The sequence below is a fragment of the Flavobacterium panici genome (assembly GCF_024499525.1).
In the GTDB taxonomy this organism is placed as follows: domain Bacteria; phylum Bacteroidota; class Bacteroidia; order Flavobacteriales; family Flavobacteriaceae; genus Flavobacterium; species Flavobacterium panici.
In genome coordinates, this window is record NZ_CP100437.1 from 4,728,023 (window position 1) to 4,750,768 (window position 22,746).

20 protein-coding genes are annotated in these 22,746 nt (G+C 32.2%); 13 read left to right on the forward strand and 7 right to left on the reverse strand.

Features of this window, described 5'->3' with window-relative positions; genetic code table 11:
• Window positions 1-71 precede the first annotated feature (71 nt).
• From NLJ00_RS20005 to NLJ00_RS20045, 9 genes are all read left to right on the forward strand, one after another.
• Complete coding sequence (locus NLJ00_RS20005; RefSeq protein WP_256635120.1) at window positions 72-305, forward strand: hypothetical protein; 234 nt, start codon at window positions 72-74, stop codon at window positions 303-305.
• Window positions 306-553: 248 nt separating this feature from the next.
• A complete protein-coding gene (locus NLJ00_RS20010) occupies window positions 554-2,362 on the forward strand; it encodes a type VI secretion system Vgr family protein (RefSeq protein WP_256635121.1) in 1,809 nt (602 codons plus the stop codon).
• A gap of 3 nt (window positions 2,363-2,365) precedes the next feature.
• The gene (locus tag NLJ00_RS20015) at window positions 2,366-3,271 is read left to right on the forward strand and encodes a hypothetical protein (RefSeq protein WP_256635122.1); all 906 of its coding nucleotides are present in this window, start codon (window positions 2,366-2,368) and stop codon (window positions 3,269-3,271) included.
• Window positions 3,258-3,761: a hypothetical protein gene (locus NLJ00_RS20020; protein WP_256635123.1), complete on the forward strand. Its 504-nt coding sequence runs from the start codon at window positions 3,258-3,260 to the stop codon at window positions 3,759-3,761. Before NLJ00_RS20015 ends, NLJ00_RS20020 begins: the two co-directional genes overlap by 14 nt.
• A gap of 160 nt (window positions 3,762-3,921) precedes the next feature.
• Window positions 3,922-5,019, forward strand: a complete 1,098-nt coding sequence (locus NLJ00_RS20025) for a DUF2931 family protein (RefSeq protein WP_256635124.1) — start codon at window positions 3,922-3,924, stop codon at window positions 5,017-5,019.
• Window positions 5,020-5,599: 580 nt separating this feature from the next.
• Complete coding sequence (locus tag NLJ00_RS20030; RefSeq protein WP_256635125.1) at window positions 5,600-7,567, forward strand: AAA family ATPase; 1,968 nt, start codon at window positions 5,600-5,602, stop codon at window positions 7,565-7,567.
• Window positions 7,564-8,148 carry a hypothetical protein gene (locus NLJ00_RS20035; RefSeq protein ID WP_256635126.1) on the forward strand — a complete coding sequence of 195 codons (585 nt, stop codon included), beginning with the start codon at window positions 7,564-7,566 and terminating at the stop codon, window positions 8,146-8,148. Before NLJ00_RS20030 ends, NLJ00_RS20035 begins: the two co-directional genes overlap by 4 nt.
• A gap of 4 nt (window positions 8,149-8,152) precedes the next feature.
• Window positions 8,153-9,205: a hypothetical protein gene (locus NLJ00_RS20040; protein WP_256635127.1), complete on the forward strand. Its 1,053-nt coding sequence runs from the start codon at window positions 8,153-8,155 to the stop codon at window positions 9,203-9,205.
• 2 nt (window positions 9,206-9,207) lie between these two features.
• Window positions 9,208-10,449 carry a DNA methyltransferase gene (locus NLJ00_RS20045; protein WP_256635128.1) on the forward strand — a complete coding sequence of 414 codons (1,242 nt, stop codon included), beginning with the start codon at window positions 9,208-9,210 and terminating at the stop codon, window positions 10,447-10,449.
• A gap of 69 nt (window positions 10,450-10,518) precedes the next feature.
• On the opposite strand, the gene NLJ00_RS20050 is transcribed toward NLJ00_RS20045, so the two are convergent.
• A complete protein-coding gene (locus NLJ00_RS20050; protein ID WP_256635129.1) occupies window positions 10,519-11,775 on the reverse strand; it encodes a retropepsin-like aspartic protease in 1,257 nt (418 codons plus the stop codon).
• A 1,468-nt stretch (window positions 11,776-13,243) separates the two neighbouring features.
• The gene (locus tag NLJ00_RS20055; protein WP_256635130.1) at window positions 13,244-14,938 is read right to left on the reverse strand and encodes a hypothetical protein; all 1,695 of its coding nucleotides are present in this window, start codon (window positions 14,936-14,938) and stop codon (window positions 13,244-13,246) included.
• A 369-nt stretch (window positions 14,939-15,307) separates the two neighbouring features.
• On the opposite strand from NLJ00_RS20055, the gene NLJ00_RS20060 reads away from it, so the two are divergent.
• A complete protein-coding gene (locus NLJ00_RS20060) occupies window positions 15,308-15,724 on the forward strand; it encodes an OsmC family protein (RefSeq protein WP_053471827.1) in 417 nt (138 codons plus the stop codon).
• A gap of 206 nt (window positions 15,725-15,930) precedes the next feature.
• Complete coding sequence (locus NLJ00_RS20065) at window positions 15,931-16,698, forward strand: alpha/beta hydrolase (RefSeq protein ID WP_180856558.1); 768 nt, start codon at window positions 15,931-15,933, stop codon at window positions 16,696-16,698.
• A 439-nt stretch (window positions 16,699-17,137) separates the two neighbouring features.
• On the opposite strand, the gene NLJ00_RS20070 is transcribed toward NLJ00_RS20065, so the two are convergent.
• The 5 genes from NLJ00_RS20070 to NLJ00_RS20090 form a co-directional block, all read right to left on the reverse strand.
• A complete protein-coding gene (locus NLJ00_RS20070; protein WP_256635131.1) occupies window positions 17,138-18,109 on the reverse strand; it encodes a hydrogen peroxide-inducible genes activator in 972 nt (323 codons plus the stop codon).
• A gap of 411 nt (window positions 18,110-18,520) precedes the next feature.
• Complete coding sequence (locus tag NLJ00_RS20075; RefSeq protein ID WP_256635132.1) at window positions 18,521-19,246, reverse strand: siderophore-interacting protein; 726 nt, start codon at window positions 19,244-19,246, stop codon at window positions 18,521-18,523.
• Window positions 19,247-19,327: 81 nt separating this feature from the next.
• On the reverse strand, window positions 19,328-20,176 hold the full coding sequence (locus tag NLJ00_RS20080) for a helix-turn-helix domain-containing protein (RefSeq protein WP_256635133.1): 849 nt from the start codon (window positions 20,174-20,176) through the stop codon (window positions 19,328-19,330).
• A 27-nt stretch (window positions 20,177-20,203) separates the two neighbouring features.
• Window positions 20,204-20,689 (reverse strand): MarR family winged helix-turn-helix transcriptional regulator, encoded by a 486-nt coding sequence (locus tag NLJ00_RS20085; protein WP_256635134.1) that lies wholly within the window; start codon window positions 20,687-20,689, stop codon window positions 20,204-20,206.
• Between the two features lie 2 nt (window positions 20,690-20,691).
• Window positions 20,692-21,183 carry a GNAT family N-acetyltransferase gene (locus tag NLJ00_RS20090; RefSeq protein WP_256635135.1) on the reverse strand — a complete coding sequence of 164 codons (492 nt, stop codon included), beginning with the start codon at window positions 21,181-21,183 and terminating at the stop codon, window positions 20,692-20,694.
• 225 nt (window positions 21,184-21,408) lie between these two features.
• Here NLJ00_RS20090 and NLJ00_RS20095 point away from each other — a divergent pair, with 225 nt between their 5' ends.
• Complete coding sequence (locus NLJ00_RS20095) at window positions 21,409-21,753, forward strand: winged helix-turn-helix transcriptional regulator (protein WP_256635136.1); 345 nt, start codon at window positions 21,409-21,411, stop codon at window positions 21,751-21,753.
• Between the two features lie 250 nt (window positions 21,754-22,003).
• On the forward strand, window positions 22,004-22,258 hold the full coding sequence (locus NLJ00_RS20100; protein ID WP_180856564.1) for a hypothetical protein: 255 nt from the start codon (window positions 22,004-22,006) through the stop codon (window positions 22,256-22,258).
• Window positions 22,259-22,746 lie beyond the last annotated feature (488 nt).

Sequence of the window (22,746 nt, forward strand, 5' to 3'; positions counted from 1 at the left end):
CAACTGCAACGCTCTCTTAACAGCGTAGGACACCTAAGCCACGCGGGTTTCATTTCCCTAAAGTTAAGATTATGAGTACCAAAACCCTTTCAAAAGAAGCCGAAATCAGGCTTACCAATTTCTTCAATCAAACCGTAACGCCAGAACAAATGGCAAAAGCCTTAAGGCAAGTAAATTTTGTTCTTTCGTTAAGTTTAATAAGAGAAAACGAAACCCTGCAGCAAGAAATACCAAAACTAGAAAATAGCTTTTACTGGCTCAATGAACTAGCCGAGATTTTGAATCCTTATTTGGATGTGGAGTAAAAGGTTTGTTTTTGATTTAAATGTAAAACCCTCAATTTTTATAAAAGATTGAGGGTTTTGTTTTGATTTAAATTCAACTTAAAACACTTTTAAAAACTTATTACACAATACCCTATTCTGTTATTATTTTATCGTTTAGAGATCGTCATAATTTTTTCTGCAAGTATATATTTACTAAATCGATTTCGTTTAAATTAAAAATATTAATTAACCGAAATCAAAAAGATAAAATAACTAACACACAACCAATGTCTAAATTCTCAGAGCAAGTTCACGTTTCTATAGGTGGATTTGAAAAAAACGTTATTTACTACGATTTACAAATCTCACAAAAAATGGCCGATCATCATGTTTTTTCTTTCGTATGGCAATACACAGGAAAAATAATAATTCCGCCCGAAGATCAGGAAAAAGCAATATCCAAATATATTGGCAGTCAGGTAATTTTCACCTTCAAAGTCAACGAAATCAGATTAATGGCCAAAGGGATTATTAAAGGTTTAAAATCCATTTATAAAAACGGCACTCCTGCTGGTTTGCATGTAATTGGAATAAGCCACACGATTGTTCTGGATGAAATGGACAAATCGAGAATTTTCCTGAATAAAAATCTACAGCAAATCGCTTTAGAAATTTTTGACGAAGAAAATTCAGGTGAGTTTTATCAAAGAGAAGCCATTACGCCTACAAATACTAAAGAGTTTCGATACAAACCACAGTACAACGAAACAAATTTCAATTTCATGAAAAGGCTTTCGGCACGTTACGGACAATGGTTTTATTTTGACGGAATGCGAATGCAATTTGGGCAAATAAAAGCAAGCAAGGTAAAATTAATCAACGGATCATCACTTCATAATTTTACAATCGAAACAAATTTAATATCTAATAAAGTCGCATTTGGAGGTTATGATTATAATTCGGTAACCAATATTCGCAATTCTGCACAACGAACATCAACAGGAAGCAGGGACAGATTCGCCGTTTCAATGGGATGGAATCAAGGATCTATAGTGCGTGATGATTTAGGTTTGGGTTCTTACACTAACAACGCACAAAACAAAGAAGAAATAGAAGAAATGGTAAAACTGCATACTGCAGGCCGCGACGCAAATAGTGTTTTTTACAGCGGAACTTCTTATCTGCCTATCGGACTTGGACAGATTTTTACCATCCAGAATGAAAACGTACAACACGAATTAATTGCTATTGAAGTTACGCATCTCTCTCAAATAAATGGAAATTACAGCTGTGAATTCAAAGCAATTCCATCAGATGTTGAAGCTCCGCATTATACAAATGTAAAAGTATTTGCACTTGCCGAAAGCCAGTCTGCCAAAGTAATAGACAATAATGATCCTGAAAAACTAGGACGAGTTAAAGTAAAATTTTATTGGGCAGGATGGAATTCAGAAAGCGACTGGATGCGTCTCGTACAATCTTACGCAGGTTCAGGAAAAGGAAACTATTTCAGACCTGAAATTGGCGAAGAAGTACAAATAGGATTTGAAGGCGGAAACGCCGAATGCCCTTATGTATCGGGAACTTATTATAACGGACAGGAAAAACCGGACTTTTTCGATCCGCAAAATATGATAAAAGGTTGGAAACTCCGCTTTGGAATGTTATTCAAGTTTATTGAAAAAGTCGGAATCTGGCTTTCTGACCCAAGCGGGAATGAAATTCATTTGGATGAAGAGAATAAAAATATAAATGCTACTACACCTGAAACGTTTACAATAAAAGCAAAAAATATTGTTTTTGAGGCTACGGAAAGTATAATGTTTAGTGCCGGAACTAATATTTCTGAAACCGCAGTTATTAATAAATCAATCAACGTTGGAGGAAATATGCATACAAGTATTGGCTTGGATAAAATGATATATGTAGCTGGAAATTTTGATGAGCAAATTGATGGAAATCTTAAATCACATACTGACAAAGAAAGACATGAAATAGGATTAGATGGTATTCAAAATTATAGCGAAAAAGATGTTAGCAAACATGCAAAAAATGATTTACAAAATAATAGCGGTGAAAACACTACACATAATTAAATTATGAGAAGAAGATTTGTAAAAGGAACCATAACAAAAACTACTGGAGGAAATCATTGTATGTATTCTAATGGTAATATTGTTACTAATGCCGGCGGTTTTATTAGAGAAACTGCCGATAATCAAATTATATATGGAGAACCTGAGGATGCGCCAGAGCCTACTGCAAAAAAACTTATAAACAGTATTATTAGCGGATATTTTTATACTAAAGAAGGTGTTTATCTTGGAAAAATTGGAACAGGCAATAATGTTTATATAACCGATCAGGCTACATTTTTAGAAGTACAAAAAGGAAAAGATGCTAGTGATAAAATTACTGATTTTACTTTAAAATCAGAATTGAATAACGAACAATTTCTTAATCGAGCCAATTGGGTTTTCGGAGAAGGTGGAGGAGCGTTTGCAGATAGATATGCTATGACAATTAAAAATCTTAGACTTTCTGGTCGTTCTGGCTATGGTCCTAAGCCATTTAGTTCTGATGAAGAAATGTACAGAATGACAATGTCGCATGGTAATCCTCCCAAAACTTTATATCCAGATTATTTAAATGGAACATATAATGGTAGTAATGCAAAAGCATTTGCTATAGCAAAACGAAATTTTACTGATTTGAATAAGAATCCGAAAATGAATATTGCAATTAAAGGTGTTATTAACTCTTTTTTGGGAGATTTAATAAATGAAGGGTATAACAACTGGCGAGGATCTGGAGATAAATTATATAATCAAGATGAAAAAGACAAGGAAAGTAAAAATAGCGGTAACGTTAATGAGAGTAATCTTTACAGAGCAGATGGAAAGGTTTACGGAAATATAACTACTAAAAAAGATCATTATTGGGAATCTGTTGGAATAAAATATAGAAGACATTCATTTATTAAAATTTCTTATGAAAAAAAATAATTTTATTTTAATAGTTATTCTATTATTTCACTTTACTGTCTTTTCGCAATTAAAAAATGTTATTATCAAATATTCTATTCAAAACGAAAAATCATTTTTTTATAGAGAACAGATATTTGAGAATGAGAAATTAGAAGGATTTGGTCCAAAGGATTCCATTTTTTTTAGAAATAAGTATAATCTAAAAATATATTTTTTTAATGATCAAATATTCCTTAATAATCAGATAATTTATTGCTTTAAAGATGTTCAATATTATGAATCTCTAGTTTTTATGTCTCTTAATAATAAAGAATTTATATACATATATCCTCATTATTATGGGCGTGTTGGTCCATATACCTGGTATGGATTAGGAACATTAATTGAAATAAAAAAAACTCCTGTCATAAAAGAAAATTTTGATTATTTCGAAGATTCGGAACTAAATCAAATTTTAAAATTTAAGAATTTTAAAAGAAAAAAAAGATCAGAAAATTGTCAAAATTGATATAAAACTATTGAATTCGATTTACTTGTAAAACTTATAGAACGTTAATGGTTTTACGCAAACAATACCTTCATTGTTCTGCAAATATGGATGGTGTGGGCATGGAACCTCAACTAGATAATTTGAGTAATATTATCAGAAAACGAAAAATAATATCAGGATGATGACAAAAAAAATAATTTTTCTCGTTTTATTATTAACATTAAGCAATGTAGCTTTAATCTCATGTCAAAAAAATATGGAACAAAAAAAATATTTCTGGGATGCTTCTGTATGTACTCCAAAAAATTATCCCGCATTAATTTTTTCCGGTCATTTAATCTTAGGAAATACACTTCAAAGCAGCTATGTATATATGCCATTTGATGATATTATAAATAGTCATCATCTAGGTGACAATGATGGTTCTTCATCTGGTCAAGCAACAGGAATACCGCCTAAAATACTCGATATAACTTGGATGTCTTTTGTTGAAAACAAAAGCTACTCAGGTATTTTTAAACTCGATTACGAAAAGATAGAATCTTTAATGAAAAACGGCAGCGAAAGACCTGTTTGGGATCAGGAAACAAAAAAAATTGAGATTGTTAAAGATTATAATTTTGCTGTTAATGTTGGTTTGTTTCCGGGTGGAATGGCAGTTTTATATGTTTTTAGTCCCTCTAACATGACTATTGTTGGTCGCTATCAGGCACATGAAGACAAAAATGTAAACTGGAAAGTCGCGTTTCCACAAATGAAAGATAACAATGAGATGGACGAATTTGTAGCAGATATAGTAAGTAGATTTCCTCAAGAAATAAAAGACCAAATGAAACAAGGAACAATACCATTTGATTATTGGGAAACTCTTTTTAAAAAATATCCTATTACACCTATGGTCAAGACAGAAGATAAAGTTGAGACTATTAAAATTAACTACATCAACGGTGAATTTGAATCTGTTTTTTTGAGCTTAAACGATAATTTGATACCAATAAAAGAACGCGCCGTTCCTAGAAAAATAAATATTGTCTGGCATGATATGAATGATAGACGAATGGAAAGTGATATTTTCTTTGATGAAAAAAAATCGAAAGCCATTTTCGAGAATATAAAAACTAGCGAATCTATCAAATTTGTAATTGATATAAATCGAAATACTAAACCACGGGAAACTAAGGGAGTTTCTATAAAACTAAAAACAGCATCTGCTGAAATTGATATGATTGAATGTATTGTTTCACAGGAATCGTTTACAAAACCTAATCCATATTAATTGGTAAGAAGTAAAATTATTAATCTTTTCGATCGAAAACGAAATACCCAAACTTGAAAACAGCTTTTACTGGCTCAATGAACTAGCCACATTTTGAATCCTTATTTGGATGTGGAGTAAAATTATTTTGCTTTTGAAATTAAAACCCTTGATCATTTTTATGATTGATGGTTTTATTTTTTTAGACTGGTTTGAAAATACCGTATAAATACTCTATGCTTTATTTTTAATTATTATTACACTTGTCAAGATAATTTTAAATGAATTACGGTTTACCGTAATAATACAAGATAAATAATATTAATATTTGTCTAAATTAAAATGATTATAAATCAAGTTTAAAAACAAACAAGCAAAAAAGAGATTATAGATAGAGTATTAAGCTTATTTAAAGTTTCAAGATATTTATCAGAATCAATCATATATTTGTAATGGCAAAGAGGAAATGGAATAAAAACAAAAAATAAACTTTTACCTACAAATAAAAAAGCAAATCTAAATTATTCATTTTATTTTTTGTACTATTACCTGCGCTTTCTGCTTTATTAAATAAAAATCATATCATTTATATTTCTACATAATGAAATTTAATTTTCCTAAAATAGAATCTATTGTTATTAAAAATTTCTCTTTATATTCAATAGAAAATGTTTGTTCAACAATAAATGAAAACTTTGACAGTGGAGTTTATTGTCTTGCTGGTGCTAATGGGCTTGGAAAAACTACTTTTTTAAGTATAATAAACTATGCACTAACAGGAATAGTTCTTGAACCTAATAAAAATGTTTTATCTCCAGACGAAATAATTAAACTCAATAAATCATTTACAGAAAGATATTTTAAAGGAAGAATCAAAGCAGAATTTTCAAATCTTGCCGATGTAGAATTATCTATAAAAATTAATAATAAGTATATCAGAATTGTTAGGGGCTTTTCAAATAGAGATGAACTTAAATCATTAAAATTCTATAAAAAGGAAAACAATAGGGAAATATCACTTGTAAATACTGACGATTTAGACCCAAAAGAGCTATTAAACTTATATGAAAGTATCATAACTAAGGAAACTTCTTTTGGAAAATTTAATTATTTTTTATTTTATCAATTATATGTTTTAACATTTGATGAAAATAAAAAATTACTCTTTTGGGATGAAAGAGCCGCAAACAACGCTCTTTCTATTGCATTCAACGATGATTTGGAAAATACTGATAGGCTTTTAAGTATTAAAAGAGATATGGACAAGCATGAGTCAGATGGTCGAAATGCAAGATGGCAAGCTACTCAACTTAAAAAACAAGTCGATGAGCTTTTAAAAACAAAAACCAGTCTCAATAGTCAAAATTATGATGATTTAAAAAAAGAATATGACGAACTTATCAATGAAGTAGATGAGCACGAAAAAATGTATGGAGAGATTAATAATGAATATGATGTATTATTAAAAAGACAGAATATTATTAATGCTGAGATTTTAAACCTTAAGACAAAATACAAAAAATTATTTTCAGAATATTCTGAACCAAGAAGCAAATTACTAGAAAATCCAACTATTAAGCTAGCGAAAGCAAATCATACATGCTTCATGTGTGGTGCTCATGGACAAAATATTATTGAAAGCATTGAAAGAAAGTTATACAATGATAATTGTCCTGCATGTGATACTAAAATAAACAACGAGGATACAAAAATGCAAGAATCATTGCTTGATAAAATTAAGCAGATTGACAAGGAATTAATACTGAAAAGCAATTTTCTAGAAGAAATAGTTTTAGAAACAGAAACAAAAAAATTAGAATTTGACAAAATAACTATCCAAATAAATTCTTCAAAACAAAAATTAGATGATTTTCTTAAAAGCAATAGCAAAATTTCTTTTTCTAAAACTGGAAATGCTTCAATTGATGTTTTAATTGAAAACTATGAAGCACAATTTAAGGATTTTGACAAAAAATCAAAAGATTCTTATACTAAAAGAGATAACCTTCAACCAGAATATGATAATTTATTAAAAAGGGTTGATAATGCATATAAAGAAGCTGAAGAACTTTTTGTTCCTCTTTTTAAAGAATTAGCTAAAAGTTTTATTGGTTTAGATTTAAATGTTTATTCTGACAAAAAAGGAAGAGATTTTATTTTATATTTTGAAATGAACAATTCCGCAAGAACTTCTTCTTTCCAACTTTCAGAAAGTCAACGTTTCTTTTTAGATATAGCTTTAAGAATGGCATTAACTATTTACCTTTCATCTAATGACAATCCTGCAACAATGCTAATTGACACACCTGAAGGTTCACTAGACATTGCATATGAAAATAGGGTTGGAAAAATGTTTGCAAAATATATAGTTGAACATGGTCAAAATATAATTATGACAGCCAACATTAATGCTTCTCGACTATTAATATCATTGGCAGAAGAGTGTACAGAATCTAAAATGAAATTTCGTCGTATGCTTGAATGGACTGAATTAAATAGTATACAAAAAGAAGGAGAACATTTATTTACCCAAGTATTTACTAATATAGAATCAGCTTTAAAACAATGAGTATTCAAATAAACATCAATGCGTTTTATGACAGTTTATCTGTAGCGCATAAGTTAGATAATTTTTTAGATGGTTTTAAGCGAGAAGAGATTCATCTTTTTTGTTATTTCTCAGCTTTTTTGTCTCACTATAAGGGAAATCCAGCCGAAGATTGGGATTATGGTTTTATCGTAAGTACAATGGATGGTTTTCCTCACTCTAAATCTATTGACGATGCAATTGAAAGACATATCAATGTTGGAGCTTTTGAAATACGTGGTAGTTTTTTATCCATAACTTCTAGGGGAACAGATGAATATAAAAATTTCATCGAATTAAGCAATCTCAAGAAAAGAGAAGAGTTTATTGATGCAGCTTGTAATACAAGTATTTTAATTCCATATAAGGAGACAGAATATGCCTTGTTAAATGATATTAATATCCAGAAAGCACGATCTATTCAAAACGATAGTTGGGTTGATTTTCAGTACGAAAATCTTAAAACAATATCTACATCACTAGGTGCGTCATTGGATGATTTAACAATTTCTGCCATAACTTGGATAAGACTTCTAATAATTCAAATAGAAAATAAAAATTAATTATATGTCAGATAAATTAGTAGATATTATAAGAGAAGAAGACTACACTCTGAAAGTCTTTACTCTAACTAGAGATAGTAAATCAGTTCAACATACTACACAAATTGTAAAATTTGTACAAAATATTTATAGATTTATTGAACCTAGTCACTATGAAGGAGAGCTATATGTTTTTATCAAAAATGACGACACTTTATTGTTTGATAACGAAGAAGGTATTGATTATTGGGATTCAAATATATTAAATCATAATTTTACCAATATGGTCTTTCAAATCTTTCAAGATGAACAATTACCAAAAATATATACTAATATTCCAACGCAAAATATTCAGGAACTTATAGATTCAGATAATTACATAACCTATGTATACAAAAACAAAAAAGAATATTTTTATGTGAATAAAAATGAAATAAAAATAACAAATAAATTTAGTTGTTCTAGTATATATGCTTTACAATATCATTTTTTAAACGAAGCTTTATTATCTTATAAAAATGAACGTATTCGCAAAGTTTCTTGTGAACTGTTTAAAAACAGTTGGGCTGATGAAAAATATATTTATTTCATTTCAAGTCCTGAAAATTCAATACAGAACGCATTGTCAGAATATTTAAAAAACAGCATTAGAGGAGTTGATGTGGTAAGAGAATATAATCTAGGAGCATCAAAACCTGTTGATATAAGAGTTTATTGGCGCGAAGCTAACAGAGCGGCCATAATTGAAGTAAAATTAATGGGACGTTGTCTCGATATGTCAGGAAATCTAAACTCTACAAATTATACAAATAGTAGAGCGAATGACGGAATGAAACAAATTAAAGAATATATGGATTTAGTTAATTCAGATTCTCCTACTGTTATCAATAAAGGGTATTTAACAGTTATAGATGGTAGAAGGAGAAATATTGATCCAAAAATAAGCTCTATAGATATTTCAAATGGTTTTCATTACGCTAACACTGAACTAAATATTGATGCAGAATATCAATACCACAAAACATATTTGAACATTGAATCTCCCATACGAATGTTTGCAGAACCAATTTGTAATTAATCATGATTAACAATAATTTTAACCTAAATAATACAGGAGTATCGAATGCTTTAGATACTATAAATTTATCTAGGCATCGTTGGTATTATTATAAGGAAGGTTTTTCTCCAGAGCTAGTTAAATCTGCTATTAAAGAAGCTGAATTATTAGAAGAAGATATAATACTTGACCCTTTTAACGGAAGTGGAACAGTAACTCTTACCGCTTCCACAGAAGGATACAATTCAATTGGATTTGAAGTAAATCCTTTTACATGCTTTATTGCTCAAACTAAAATTATAAATACTAGCATAAAGGGCTTTGACAAATCAGTTATAAGAACAATTGAAAGTTGTAAAGAGCAAAAAATTTCAAATTTAGAATCCTTTTCAACATTTTCTGAATCTACTAAAAGAGATAAATGGCTTTTCAACCAAAATGTATTAAGAACTTTTGAAGCTGGTCATTTAAATCTCAAAAATGAGAACCATTATAATTCAAAACTATTAAAACTTGCTCTTATTTCAGCAGCAATGAAAAATAGTAATGTAAAAAAAGATGGGAAATGTGTTAGATATAAGAAGAATTGGGATAGATTAGGTTATAATAATGAATCTTTTCTAGAAACATTTATTAATGAAACGAACCTAATAAAAGAAGATTTAGATAATCAGGTAAAGGTAAAACCAAAAATATATAATGTTGATTGTAGAAAGCATATTGATAAATTGGATAAAAAATTTAAGCTATGCATAACTTCCCCTCCATACTTGAATACTTTTGACTATACTGATATTTATAGACCAGAACTTTTTATAGGTGATTTTATTCGAAGTAATGAAGAATTATATAATTTAAGACTTAAAACTCTACGGTCACATGTTCAAGCAAATTGGAAAATGCCTAAAGAGCAATCTTATGGTTATTCATTTGATGAAGTATACAACAAAATCAAGTCTAACCCTGAAATGTTAATGCATAAAAATATTCCTTATATGATATTGGCATATTTTGAAGACATGAAAAAAATATTTGTAAGTTTAAAAGAAAAAGCTGAAAAGGGAGCAAGTCTCTGGTTTGTGGTATCAACTTCTGCTTATGCAAATGTTCATATTCCAGTAGATTTGATTCTTGCAGACATTGCAGTTCAAGTTGGTTGGAACTTAAAAGAAATTGGAGTCTTAAGAGAAATTCATAAAAGAAAAACTAAAAATAGCCCTGATATTGATAAACTAAGAGAAAGTGTTATTATTTTAAAAAATTAAAGCCTGATGAGTATGATGGGTATACTTTAATGATATGTTCCTTGCACCAACACAAAAAAACTAAAACACTTAATCCTCCAACCTCAAATAATTCCCATCAAAACTAATCACAACCTTTTCATATTGCCCCAATACATCTTGTCCAATATTTCCAAAATTTACTTCGCCATAAACGCCATAATCTTTTTGGTCAATTTCCATTTTTGGGAGTTGAATTAGTTTTTTTCCAAGATAAATTTGCTGGTCTTTTAAAACCAAAACTTCTGTAGAAACTACTTCTGCGCCAGCGCTGGAGGATTTAGACGTTTCTAAAGTGCCTATACGGTCAAGGTCGGTTTTGAAGGTTTCGTAAAACGCTTTGTTGAAAAGGCTTTCTTTGGCTCCGCTGTCAAAATTAAATGGCAGGGTTTTGCCTTTATACGTAAGCATTACAATCGCTCTGAGTTCGTCTACAAATAAGTTTTTTTCGGTTGTATTGGTCTCTAATTCTTTAGAAAAGGTAAGTTTATCTTTTTCAATCGTAATCGTTCCTAACTCTTTTACTATAGGAAAACCAATAATTCCGTTAATGACATAAGCGCCATCTGCAAATGTAAAAGCCTTATCAGGATATACTAAAAACACCGCATTATGAATTTTCAATTCTCCTAAATTAATTTCGGGCGCTACACCTATACGAACTTTGTTTTTTTGTCCCGTAAAACTCGCCACCGAAATATTATTATCCGTCAGAATTTTAACTCCCATTTTCTTTGCCATACTTTCGGTAATACAGCTAATTCCTGCTCCGGTATCAAAAACAAAACTAGACTGCGTTTCATTTGCCTTGACTTCTGTTGTAATTAAACCCGCTTTGTCTTTTACCGCAGCAACTGAAATTGTCGAAAATTTATCGATTGTCTGCGCGCGAGTATTGCGTAAAGTCTGCCAGATTCGCTGTGTATTTAATTCGTCCTGAAGTTCGACTTCGGTATACTGTTTTTGAAATTTAAGCGTCAAAACTTTAGAAGCCGTATAAGCCAAATTGTAATTAAAGAGTTTGATATAATTGTCATTTTTCAGCTTCGCAAATTCGTAACTATTGGTCAGTTCGTTGTTTTTCAAACTATCTAAATACTGGTTTGACAACTTGGGTTTATTGCAGACATTGGCATATAATCCTTTATAGAAATAATAGTCTTTGCCTTTTTCCTTATTGTTTAAACTATCCATTTTAGCATATTGATGCTGTTTGCTTAATTGTTTTAAGGTAATGTTGGGGTTGGTTTGTCCTAATGCTATTTGCATTGTGAATAAAAGACAAAGTAAAAGTTTGTTAGAGTTCATTTGTCTGATTTTTTTATTAAATATAGGGAATTTGTTTTGTTTGAAGTTTCATGTTTCATGTTTCATGTTTCATGTTTCATGTTTCATGTTTCATGTTTCGTTTCTCGCTTTGCTCGTTTTAGAACGATTCAAATTTTTCACAATCTTGTCATTTCGAGGAACGAGAAATCTTCGCTAGTAGCTCCGTACAGAATGTCGCCAATCTTTGTAGAGTTTCTTGCGAAGATTTCTCCTCCGTCGAAATGACAAGATTGGGTTGGGATTTGGGATTTTTAATAAATGCCGCCAATCTTTGTAGAGTTTTTCTTGTGGAGATTTGCTTCGCCTGTTCGCTATCGCTCGAGTCTCCTTCGTCGAAATGACAAGATTGCATTGGGATTTGGGATTTTTAAATTGAGATTTTTAATAAATTTTGCCAATCTTTGTGGAGTTTCTAGTGCGATTTCTCGTTCCTCGAAATGACAAGATTGCGTTGGGATTTGGGATTTAAAAATTGGAATTTTTAATGAATTTCGCTAATCTTTGTAGAGTTTCTTGCGGAGATTTCTCCTCCGTCGAAATGACAAGATTGTGGTTAAATTCTAAATTCAAAAATCTTGATTTCAAAAATAAATTCCAACTCTCAAATCCTGAATTCCAATACGAGCGATTGGAATTTGGAATTTAAAAATTGGAATTTAAAAAATAATCAACCTTTACTTTTATTTATCTTCTGCCTCTAAAGCCTCCGCCGCCTGTAAATCCACCACCGCTGAAACCTCCTTGATGCTGGAAGTTTTGGAAATTTCGGGTTTGAGATTCTCCGCGGTCTCTGGATAATGCTGAGCGATCAAGATCGTTTGTAATATCAGGACGTCCGGCTTCGCCGAGCGGTTTATTCGGTTGTCCGAGGGTTTGATCTGCTTTTGGGAAATTATCATGTTGGGTTCTGTTGCCTAATCGGGTTTCGCCACCTAGGTTTTGTTCCGGTTTCGGCAAGTTATCACGCTGAATCTTCTCTCCTGCTCCATTTGCTCCCAATCCCTGATTTGGTTTATTACGCTCAACAGCTCCGCCAGATTTGTTTGTCGAACCTAAAGTTCCTGCTTGCGACCAGCCGCCGTTTCCGTTATTATAATGACTCCAGTTTCCGTTTGCATCTTTTTTATAGACATGTCCGTCGTGGCCTGCGTATACATTATTATTGGTATGAATAGTAGTTCCTCCGCCTCTGCGATGCGTAATTACACCTTTATTTCCTCCCGAAGTTTCATAACCAATTGCCGTTCCGCGTCGGGTTGTAACGTGTCCTGTCTGCACCCATTGATTTCCATTTGTAGCGGCAGAATGTCCCCATTGCGCATACGCATTATGTCCTTGATTGGTTCTGGCGTAATTTCCCGTCCACGGATTATAAGTACTTGCAGCAGTACGACCGCCATACCAGCCCTGCACACTTGCAGAACGTCCGTATCTTCCCGTTGCGGGATTATACCAGGCCGAAGTTCCTGCAGCACCATAAGGTCCGTAAACCCGTCTTCCGACAGCATAACCGCCAGTCCACGGATTGTAAACTGCTCCTGCTCCATACGCATAAGGCCACGGACGATAAATTGGGTATAATCCGCCATAATACACATAAGGCGGATAATACCATCCTGTGCCATACGTTAATATAGCACCAACTGTAGCACCTATAATAAAAGCCACCTAAATATCCTGCTGTTGAACTGCTTTCGACAGTTGTATCGGTTGTGGTTTGTGTAACATAGGTTACATTATATACGGGAGAACTTGGCGGAATGGTATAAATTTCTTTCGGAACAGAATCGGCAGTTTTCCAAGGTCCGTTAGGACTTGTCGACATGAACCAAACAGCCTGAAAACACAAATAATACAAATCGCCTACTTTTATAATTTTCTCCTGCGTATTGCTCGCATATTGCATTTTTGTTCCTTCAATAGGTTTAAACTGAGGCGCTCCGTCGTACGTTACTTTTACTTTGGCTTCGGCATCAGATTTCTTTAAAATAGCTGTTGTGGGAACTTGTGCCAGCATAACGGCATCTTTGGCTTCCTGAGTTCCGGGCACAGATGATAATACATTGGCACGCGGCGAATCTTTAGGAATTTTGGCAAAATCAGCAGGAAGGTTATTTCCGGCATACGTCCACGGTCCGGTTAAGTCTTTCGATTTAAACCATCTTCCGGAGAATAGTACATAATATTGTCCATCAGCTTCATTCGCAAAAATATCATTTTCGGTATTATCAATGTACATTAATTTAGTTCCCGGAATCTTGATAAATTTTGGATTTCCGTATACGGCAATTAATTCAGCTGGTTTATTGCTGTAAAAAACTTCTGGCGCAGTTCCTGTTGAAGGAGGCGGAATCATCTTTTTAACATCATCAAAATTCTGTCCCGAAGGCAGGTTAATTAACCCCGAAGGCAATTTTCCTGTTTTAATCCATTTACCGTCTATTTTTTTGGAAGTCAGCCAGACATTCTCAGTCAACAGATAATAATCTTTAGAAGTTTTATCAAAAAATAAATCCCAGTTTGTATTGACTACATATTGAATATCTGTTTTTTCTACTGGAACTAAAACTGTTTCTCCCTGCACAATTAATAAAATTGCAGGATTGGTACTGTAAAAAATTGCGGGAGGATCGTTCTTAGCCGTAATTCCTTTTGCCGGGCTTTTGGTTTGGCTTAAATCTGCCAGAATACGATCTACAGAAATAGGATCTCCGCTTTTAGGCAGTGCTTCTTTAAAGAGTTTTTCCATTTCGGGAACTTTCTTTTCGTCGAGAGCCGGGAAACGCACATCGGTTACCTGAAGGTTTTTAATGTAGGCACTTCGGTTGTCTTTATCTACCAATGTTTCTGCTTTTAAAGAAGCTACACCTATAACTTGTTTGCCGTCTTTTGGAGTTAAAGAAAAAGCAAGTCGGGCTGTGATTTCTTTATAATCTTTCCAGTCGTCAACCTGAGGCTGATAATAAACGAGTTTTGTGCCGTTATTTTCAGTTTCGCGCGGCCAGCCGTTATCGGCAAATGCAGAATCGGCAGTATCAGACTTTACATCTTCTGGATTTGATTGGGCAGTATCTTTATCTTTTTTGCAAGAGAACAAAACTGTACTCAGGCAAACTACAATTATTAGAAAAGCTTTTTTCATAAATTTAAAAGTTAGATTATTCATTAAAAATTTATTCTCTGGGGTATTCCTGTAAAATTGTTTCGAATAAAATTAAATCCATAGAACATATAAAACTATTATTCAGCTATTTAGTTGGTTTCAAATTCTAACTTGAAACCAAAAAAGAGATAAATAATCATCCTTTCTCCTTAGATTTAAAATTTATCTGAAAAAAAATTATAAACTAAAGTTTTGATCCAGCCCAGTAAAATCTATCATTATAAATTATTTTTATAAGTACTAAAAATTATTAATTTGATCAATAAGTATTGTCGCCATAAATTTGTCTCATCAAAATCAAACAAATGATTTGATCATCTTAAAAAATAACTTTAAAAAATAGAAATTATGAAATTTACAAGAAGAGCAAACGCAAACTGGAAAGGTACAGGAATGGAAGGAAAAGGTACTATTAGTACTCAAAGCACAACTTTAGATAATGCACAATTATCTTTTAAAACCCGCTTCGAGCAAGGTGTTGGAACAAACCCAGAAGAATTAATCGCAGCGGCACATTCAGGATGTTTCACCATGCAGTTAAGCTTTTTATTATCTGAGGCTGGTTTTGTTCCGGAAGATTTAGATACAACTGCTAAAGTAACTTTTGAAGACGGAACTATTACTTTAATCCAATTAGAATTGACTGGAAAAGTTCCTGGAATTTCTGCAGAAGATTTTCAACAAGCAGCTCAAAAAGCAAAAGAAATTTGTCCAATTTCGAAATTATTGAACACTGAAATTACTTTGGCGGTAACGTTAAATTAATTTCTAGATAATAAAATTTCAACACAATCTTGTCATTCTGAGGAACGAAGAATCTTCGTAAGTAACTCCGCTTGGTAAGCATCCAATCTTTGTAGAGCTTCTTGTGAAGATTTCTCCTCCGTCGAAATGACAAGATTGTGTTGAATTTTCAAATAAAACAACACAACAATCTAAAATCTAAAAATCAACAATCTAAAATTTTAAACATGAAAACAATTAAAAGCTTTTTAGCATTCGCAGCAATAATCTTTAGTTTAGTATTTACATCAGCAAATGTAAACGCACAAGCTGCTCCACAAATTAAAAATGTAGTATTAGTACACGGTGCTTTTGCAGACGGTTCCGGATGGAAAGGTTTGTACCAGATTTTAACCAAAAAAGGATATAATGTAACTATTGTTCAAAATCCGTTAAGCTCTTTAGAAGATGATGTTAAAGCAACAAATTTAGCTCTTGACAAACAAGACGGACCAACAATTTTAGTGGGACATTCTTGGGGTGGAACTGTAATTACAGAAGCCGGAAATCACCCAAAAGTTGCGGCTTTAGTTTATGTTGCCGCTTTACAGCCTGATAACGGAGAAAACTCTATTCAATGGTTACAAACTGCGCCTCCTGCTCCGGAAAATGGTGTATTGCCTCCAGATGACAAAGGAATTGCTTATTATGATAAAGCTAAATTTCACGCTGGTTTTGCAGGTGATTTAAGTAAAGAAGATGCTGAATTTATGTTTGCTTCGCAAGGTGCATTTCATGCTCAGGGCTTTGGAACTCCAATTACTAAAGCAGCATGGAGAACTAAACCTTCTTACGGAATCGTAGCAACTGAAGATAAAAGTATCAATCCTGATATCGAACGTGCAATGTACAAACGTTCTAACACAAAAATTACAGAAATAAAAGGAAGCCATGTGGTTTTTATTTCTCAACCGGCAAAAGTTGCTGATGTGATTATTGCGGCTTCGAAAAAATAAATTCCAAAAATGGAGTAAAATTCCAAAATTTAAATTCCAAATTCCAAAAAAAAATGGGAATTGAAATTTCAAAATATTCATAATCTTGTCATTTCGACGGAGGAGACTCGAGCGATAGCCAACAGGCGAAGCAAATCTCCGCGAGTAGCTCTACAAAGATTGGCGACATTCTATACGGAGTTTCTTGTGGAGATTTGCTTCGCCTGTTCGCTATCGCTCGAGTCTCCTCCGTCGAAATGACATTACTTTGTCTATAACTATAACTAGGTCTACAAAGATTGGCGACATTCTATACGGAGTTTCTTGCGGAGATTCCTCGTTCCTCGGAATGACAAAAACAGAAAAATTCCAAATTCCAAGCCTTAACAAATTTGGAATTTGGATTTTTTTTATTGGAATTTTCCTTGAAATTTGGAATTTTTTATATTGGAATTTCCCTTTAAGAAACTTTACTAATCGCTTTTACAAAATACGGTGAATCGTTCCAGCGGATTTTTTTGTATGCGAAATCTTTTTTAAGTTCATCCGGAAGGCAGTTCCAAACGGCTTCGTTCATTTTTTCTAATAATAATTTTTTCGAAAAAGAATCTGAAACTACTAAACTGATTTCCCTTACCGGAATGGGTTCTTTGAAAGGTTTAAAAAGCTGCGATTGTGCTTCGTTTAAAATAGAAAGCTGCGGAATAATCGCAAATCCTAAATGTGCGCGAACGAGGTTTTTTAAGGTTTCTATTGAATTGATATCGTAGGTAAACTGTTCTTTAATTTTATCTGATGATTTTAATCCGCAGATATCCAGAAGCTGTGCGTTGTAACAATATTCATGATGCAGCAGCAACAGTTCGGTTTTGTCACCGGGCTGAAGTTCATAAAAATCTTCTTTTGCCATTGGATGTGATTCATTTAAATAAGCTACAAAAGGCTCTTTAAAAATAACATGTTCAATTAAATTGGAATTTCCCGTTGGTGTCGCCATAATAGCTACATCAATCGCACCAATTTCCAGATCTCTCATTAAATGTCCCGTGTAACCTTCTTTAATAATAAAATGCACTTTTGGTGCCGCTTCTTTCATGGCATTTATAAACAACGGAATTAAATAAGGCGATAAAGTTGAAATGATTCCGAGCTTTAATTCTCCTTCCAGAAGATTTTTTTCATTTACTACAAAATCACGGATTTCATCGGCTTCGCGAAGAATTTTTCTGGCTTTGTTGATTATTTCAGTTCCGAGGATTGTTGGCGTTAAAGGCACTTTATTTCGGTCAAAAATCTTGATTCCAATTTCTTCTTCGAGATTTTTTAACTGAATCGTTAATCCGGGCTGCGTTACCATGCAGACTTCGGCCGCTCTTGCAAAATGGCGTTCGTCATCTAAAGCTACTATATATTTTAATTGCTGAATGGTCATTTGTGGAGTTTCTAAGATGCTAAGTTACTAAGATTTTTTTCTTTTTTGTTGGCGGTTTTTGTTTTCACAAAGTTTGTCATTCCGAGGAACGAGGAATCGCACAAGAATTTCTACATAGTTTGTCGCCAATCTTTATGGAATTACTAGTGCGATTCCTCGTTCCTCGGAATGACAAGATTGTGTACTTATGTTAAAGTTTTACAAAAACACCTATATTTCAAAACCAAAAATATAGAATTTATCGTACATATATGAAATGGTGTTAGAGAATGGGCGTAAATTCAAATGGTATTTGTTTTTGGAGCATATTGGGTTTATCATTCTTATAATATCGTTGATGTTCCACTTAATATTTTAACCAAGAAAGCGATCCCAATAAGATCGCTTTTTTCTTTTTGTTACTTCAGGAAATTAAAGTCCAACTTTTCCTTCTGCCCAATAGGGCTGTGTGTGAATGTTTTTGTTTGAAACGCCTTTTTCTCTTAACGCTTTTCGAAATGCCTGAATGGACTTGGCATTTCCCATTAAATAGAAATATCCATTTTTCCATAAGTTCCAGATTTCGGCATCGAGATTTTGAAGTGATTTTATTGCCGATTCTGCTTTGCGGATTGATTTTGGAACGATATCTACATTTAGCCCTAGCTTTTTAGGAATTTCAACTGAAAGTTCATCCAGTTCTAAAATACCTAAATAATTGTTTTCACTTCGGTTAATTTCGTCTTTCATACTTTTAAAAACACTAATACAAGTTTCGTCTCCAAAAAAGAAATGGTATTGCGCTTCTTTATTAAAAATCTTAAAACCTCTTGGCAGGCCAACGGTAATTTGATCATTTGTTTTCAAATTATTTATAAATGCGCTTCCCGGGCCGTTATTGTGAATATGAAAGATAACTTCAAATGTTCCGTTTTCGCTGTTCCATTTACTTGGGGTATAATTGCGATAATTGGTATCGTTAATCCGAATTACTATGGCTTGCCCGAGCTTGAATTTAACATGCGGAAAAGTACCTTTAAAATTGATTATTTTTATATTCGGGCTTGGTGTTTCTATAGTCATCACGCTTACTTTGGAAATTTTACCGGCAAAGGCCATTTCCATAAAATCGCCAATAATTTTAGGCATTGAACTCATAATTTTCAGGTTTTAAAATTCAATTCAAAATTGAACATAAAGCACTAAAAAGACATTGAATAATAAATGGCAATGATTGGACTATTCACGGAATTTTTTACGAAAGGCAAGCGGGGTTTCTTTGGTTATTTTTTTAAATAATCGCGAAAAGTAAGTATGATCTTCAAATCCGAGTGCAAAAGCAATTTCCTTTACTTCATTATCAGTATAATAAAGAAGTCTCTGGGCTTCGGTAATCATAGCGTTTTGCAGCCAATAAGTCACCGATTTTCCCGAAGAAGCATTGACACAGTCATTGAGATGGGAAGTTGTGATATTTAATTTCTTTGCAAAATATGACGGGCTTTTGAGAAAGGTATGATCTGAAATAAGCTTTTTGAAATCAGCATAAATCACGGCCGACTGATTTTTTATTTCTTTTACAGGATTTTGTGAGCCAGAATAGATATTGGCAAAATGATAAATCAGCGCATTAAAAAGTCCATTAATAATTTGCGGTTTGTTCTTGTTTTTACTTTTAAACGAACGATGCAATAAATCGATGGTATCCAAAAGTTCTTCTTTATATTCCGTATTAATTGTATTTAACTGTTCGGAAGTTTTTAAATTCTGGAAAATCTCGATACAATTATTCGGAATAAGAAATGGAGCCACACCAATATAGTATCCTGCTGCGTCTATCGAACCATCCTGTCCGTGATGAATTTGAAGCGGTTTGATCATCAGTACATTAATGGCTTTTATTTCGATATCGATCATGTCACATTTTAGAATGGCATGTCCTTTTGTAAGCACAAAAAATATAAAAAAATCATCACGGTGCGCTTCTAATTTAGCATCGAAATTGGCCAGATCGTCTGCAGAATGATAGGCGATAAAAATACCGCCAACAGCTTCGGGACTCTGATTGTATATGGGTATTTTTTTCAATGCTTATGATATTTCGAATATGAGGAATTACTGCTTTTCTTCACTTTTTAATTGTAAAGCTCTTTGTAAAAAACTCTGATGAACAATTTTATTTTCGGCTTCATTAATGGCCTGAAGCAGATTATTTTGATTATCGGCAATTTCGCTTAAGGCTTTTTTCATAACATCCCAAACAGGTTTCATCTGCTCGATTAGTTCCTGACCTTTTGCTGTAAGCTGAAGGAGTCTTTTTCGCTCGTCGATTTTATCTTTTTTAGAACGAATCAGTTTTTGTTTTTCGAGTTCTTTTAATAAACTTATGGTTGATGGATGTGTATAACCTATTTCATTAGCAATTTCTACCACACTTAAAACTTCTTTATGATATAAAGTATAAATTACGGGAAACCATTTGGGTTCAAAATCAATTCCGTATGACTTGTAAAACAAGGCGCCGTCTTTTCGCAATTGTTCGCTCAATCGCTGCAATCGTGTTGAAAGGGCCAATATTCCTGATTCGTCTATAATGTTCATCTTTATTTCTTTAGAGTTAAATGACAGAATACATTGTCTGGCGCCATTAAAGGAAATGCTTTTGGAAGCTTATCTTTTTGAATTCGCACGAAATCATTCTTTTCATAAAAACGCAATGCTGCTTCTAATATAGAAACGGTTCCCAAATATAAATCATTGATTCCATTTTCTTTGCAATAACTTATTAGTGTCTCTAATAATTTCTGAGCGATTGAAAATTCTTTTCCGCGATATTCTTTCTTTACAAACATCTTTCGAATTGCGGCTTCTGTATCAGAAAATTTTACCAAAGCAATTGTCCCAACTAATTCTTCCTTTATAAAAGCTCCCCAAAAACCTCCTCCGCTGGCATAATAAAAATCATCAATAGTAAGCAGGTCTGGCTGGTCTTCGATAGTAATAGGAACATTAAATTCTTTTTGCTGAATGTTTAATATTAAATCGACAATAACATTTGAATATTGGTTTTCTATAGGTTTAATTTTTGGCTCCATGATATTTTATTTTTTATATTACAAAACTACGTAGTTAAATACATAAATAAAAACATTTATTTAATTTTATGATTTATTTTATACTTTTGTTTGGTTAATGCCACGAAGGCACTAAGACGCAAAGTTTTTTTATGCCACAGATTAAAGGATTAAAATGATCTTTTGAGATTAATACGAAAAACAAAAAACTTAAATTTTTTATATAACTTATATGGTTTAAAAAATATGGCAAGAAATCAAAAAGAAGAAGTTCAGGCTCTTCAGGATACTATATATGTTTTAGGTGGAAAATGGAAACTGCCTATTATAAATTCTATCTGTAACGGAAATAATAGATTTAAGGATATTAAGGAAAGTATTCCTAGAATTACTTCGCGAATGTTATCGAAGGAATTAAAGGATATGGAACTGAATAATTTGGTAAAAAGAACCGAAGATCGTGATGCAGAAGTTCCTATACTTTATGAATCAACTTCTTATTGCCAATCCTTCGGGCCTATAATTTTAGAAATGATTAAATGGGGAATTTCACATCGAAACCATATTAAGAATAGAGAACAAGAAGTTTAGAATATTTCTTATAGTATTAGAAATTCAAGCTAATAATTGGTCATTTAAGTTTTTTCTTAAGAAACAAAAAGTTTTTTTTCACTCTACATATATCTTAACTAAAAGATATTCAAAAAGTTAAACCATCTTCAAATAAAATATTTTAAAACTCTCGAAAATTATTAAAACTGAATTATCGATTTAATCGTAAGTACGAAGGATTAGATATTTAGTCGATCATTATTTTCTATTAATTTTAAAAGATTGAAACGTGGATAAATTGAGCATTCAAAGATTAAAAAAGACTTTATTATATCTGGAGAGCAAACATCGTGAACTAAAAAGACAAAACGATAACGATACACGAAGTATTGAATCGATGATAAAGTATCTTAAAAAAGATATGCTGGAACAGTTTAATTTAACCGATTATGATATCTATATTAAGGAGGAAACTAAAAACACTGAAATTTTTATTCGCAGTGTCAAAACTATAATAGATGAACTTTCGTCTTGTGAAGTTTAAAAATTAGCAAATCGCATACTGAAGTTATTCTTCAAATCTCTAAACTGCATCAATATCCACCTTTTAGGATATTCTTTAAATAAACTGTCAGGAACATTTTTCGAAAGCCTTAGTAATAAGGTAATGAAGATATAGTTCCTGACAGTTTGTTTTTATTTATACTCTGAATCAGTATATTATACAATAATATTTTTTATTTACCTCGAAAAAATCTGACAAATATTTAATTTTTATTTGTAAGCTTTATTTATCTTTATTTTATTCTTTATTAACGAAGAAACTTACAAACTAAAAACTGCAAATGGAATCGTTTGTGTTTTTAACTTTATTTATACCAAAAAGCCTTATAAAATAAACCTTACACGCCTTTATTAAAATGCCATTTCATGACAAGAAAAACCTGTTCTATGACATATTTTTCCTTGTTAACCTATTTGAAATCTAATTTTAATCCTGAATTAAAACCATAAAAGTTTAGTGATTCAATT

Coding starts and splice junctions, on each gene's coding strand:
- NLJ00_RS20010 (WP_256635121.1), top strand. CDS start 554: ATGTCTAAATTCTCAGAGCAAGTTCACGTTTCTATAGGTGGATTTGAA.
- NLJ00_RS20095 (WP_256635136.1), top strand. CDS start 21,409: ATGGCAAGAAATCAAAAAGAAGAAGTTCAGGCTCTTCAGGATACTATA.
- NLJ00_RS20040 (WP_256635127.1), top strand. CDS start 8,153: ATGTCAGATAAATTAGTAGATATTATAAGAGAAGAAGACTACACTCTG.
- NLJ00_RS20090 (WP_256635135.1), bottom strand. CDS start 21,183: ATGGAGCCAAAAATTAAACCTATAGAAAACCAATATTCAAATGTTATT.
- NLJ00_RS20035 (WP_256635126.1), top strand. CDS start 7,564: ATGAGTATTCAAATAAACATCAATGCGTTTTATGACAGTTTATCTGTA.
- NLJ00_RS20085 (WP_256635134.1), bottom strand. CDS start 20,689: ATGAACATTATAGACGAATCAGGAATATTGGCCCTTTCAACACGATTG.
- NLJ00_RS20060 (WP_053471827.1), top strand. CDS start 15,308: ATGAAATTTACAAGAAGAGCAAACGCAAACTGGAAAGGTACAGGAATG.
- NLJ00_RS20020 (WP_256635123.1), top strand. CDS start 3,258: ATGAAAAAAAATAATTTTATTTTAATAGTTATTCTATTATTTCACTTT.
- NLJ00_RS20065 (WP_180856558.1), top strand. CDS start 15,931: ATGAAAACAATTAAAAGCTTTTTAGCATTCGCAGCAATAATCTTTAGT.
- NLJ00_RS20055 (WP_256635130.1), bottom strand. CDS start 14,938: ATGAAAAAAGCTTTTCTAATAATTGTAGTTTGCCTGAGTACAGTTTTG.
- NLJ00_RS20030 (WP_256635125.1), top strand. CDS start 5,600: ATGAAATTTAATTTTCCTAAAATAGAATCTATTGTTATTAAAAATTTC.
- NLJ00_RS20050 (WP_256635129.1), bottom strand. CDS start 11,775: ATGAACTCTAACAAACTTTTACTTTGTCTTTTATTCACAATGCAAATA.
- NLJ00_RS20015 (WP_256635122.1), top strand. CDS start 2,366: ATGAGAAGAAGATTTGTAAAAGGAACCATAACAAAAACTACTGGAGGA.
- NLJ00_RS20045 (WP_256635128.1), top strand. CDS start 9,208: ATGATTAACAATAATTTTAACCTAAATAATACAGGAGTATCGAATGCT.
- NLJ00_RS20005 (WP_256635120.1), top strand. CDS start 72: ATGAGTACCAAAACCCTTTCAAAAGAAGCCGAAATCAGGCTTACCAAT.
- NLJ00_RS20070 (WP_256635131.1), bottom strand. CDS start 18,109: ATGACCATTCAGCAATTAAAATATATAGTAGCTTTAGATGACGAACGC.
- NLJ00_RS20025 (WP_256635124.1), top strand. CDS start 3,922: ATGATGACAAAAAAAATAATTTTTCTCGTTTTATTATTAACATTAAGC.
- NLJ00_RS20075 (WP_256635132.1), bottom strand. CDS start 19,246: ATGAGTTCAATGCCTAAAATTATTGGCGATTTTATGGAAATGGCCTTT.